Genomic DNA, 1340 nt, shown 5'->3' on the forward strand with positions numbered 1-1340 from the left:
CTTGAGTTCTGGGGGTGGATGCAACAGCACCTAATTCTGATAGAGGGGTGTTGCTGTGCCGCTGCCACCGTTGACGTCTGTTGTTCGGGAGTTCTGGGGCCATATCAGTGATGGCTGCACCGTCGCGGAAGCCGGTGCGGCGGTCGGCGTGTCGGGACGCACTGCAATTAGCTGGTTCCGTGACGCTGGCGGGGTGAAACCACGACTGATCGAACCTACGTCATCAGGGCTTAAGCCGCGGCTGACCCTGCGCGACCGGATTCAGATTGAAGTCGGTGTCAAGATCAATGAGTCGCTGCATTCGATCGGTAACCGGCTAACACCCGCACGGGCGGCCTCGACGATCAAACGCGAAATCGATAACAACGGCCTGCACAACGTGGACCACCCTGAGCGCAAGTCGGGGTACCGGCGCAAGGAAGCCTTCGGTGCCCGCCAGAGTGGCCGCAGCGCGACGGTGCGCTATTGCGCGCTGACTGCACAGGCCTACGCCGATCGGCGGGCGCATCGCCCGAAACTGGGCAAGCTTGCAGTCAACGACAAGCTGCATGATGAGGTGCAGGCGCGGCTGCTCGACGAGCACAGTCCTGAGCAGATCGCCCGACGGTTGCCGATGGATTTTCCCGACGATACGGAGATGCGGGTGTCTCACGAAACCATCTACCAGTCGATTTACGTGCAGGGCAAAGGAAATCTGCGCCGTGAACTGCATACCTGTCTGCGTACGGGAAGGGCGTTGCGCAAGCCCCAGCGCCGCCCCGCTGAGCGCCGGGGCCGCATCCCCAACATGGTCAACATCAGCGAACGACCACCTGAAGTTGAGGATCGCGCCGTAGCAGGGCATTGGGAGGGTGATCTGATCCTGGGCAGCACGGCGTCGGGCTCGGCGATCGGCACGCTCGTCGAGCGGATGACCCGATTTGTGATGCTGCTGCACCTGCCCGCTGACCACACCGCCCCGGCGGTCCAGGAAGCGATCGTCGCCAAAATGGCACAGCTGCCGGCGATCCTGCGCAAGACACTGACCTGGGACCAAGGCCGCGAGATGGCTAATCACGCCGTCATCGCCGGGGCCGCCGAACTGGACATCTACTTCTGCGATCCGCACAAGCCGTGGCAGCGCGGGACCAACGAGAACACCAACGGGCTACTGCGCCAATACTTTGCTAAAGGCGCCGACCTGTCGGTGTTTCCGGCTGACTACTTGGACTACGTCGCGGCCAAACTCAACCGCCGGCCCCGCGAAACCTTGAGCTGGAAAACACCAGCCGAAGCCCTCGATGAACTACTCTCAGACCCGTTTAAACCACCGGCTGTTGCATCGACCGCGTGAAACCACC

General features: G+C 62.2%; 1 protein-coding gene. It reads left to right on the top strand.

The annotated features are described in order from the left end of the window. Nucleotides 1–55: 55 nt before the first annotated feature. On the top strand, nucleotides 56–1333 hold the full coding sequence (locus N415_RS30230) for an IS30 family transposase (protein WP_068189959.1): 1278 nt from the start codon (nucleotides 56–58) through the stop codon (nucleotides 1331–1333). The last annotated feature ends 7 nt before the right edge of the window (nucleotides 1334–1340 follow it).

The sequence above is a fragment of the Mycobacterium sp. UM_CSW genome (genome assembly GCF_000455205.1).
Classification (GTDB): Bacteria; Actinomycetota; Actinomycetes; order Mycobacteriales; family Mycobacteriaceae; genus Mycobacterium.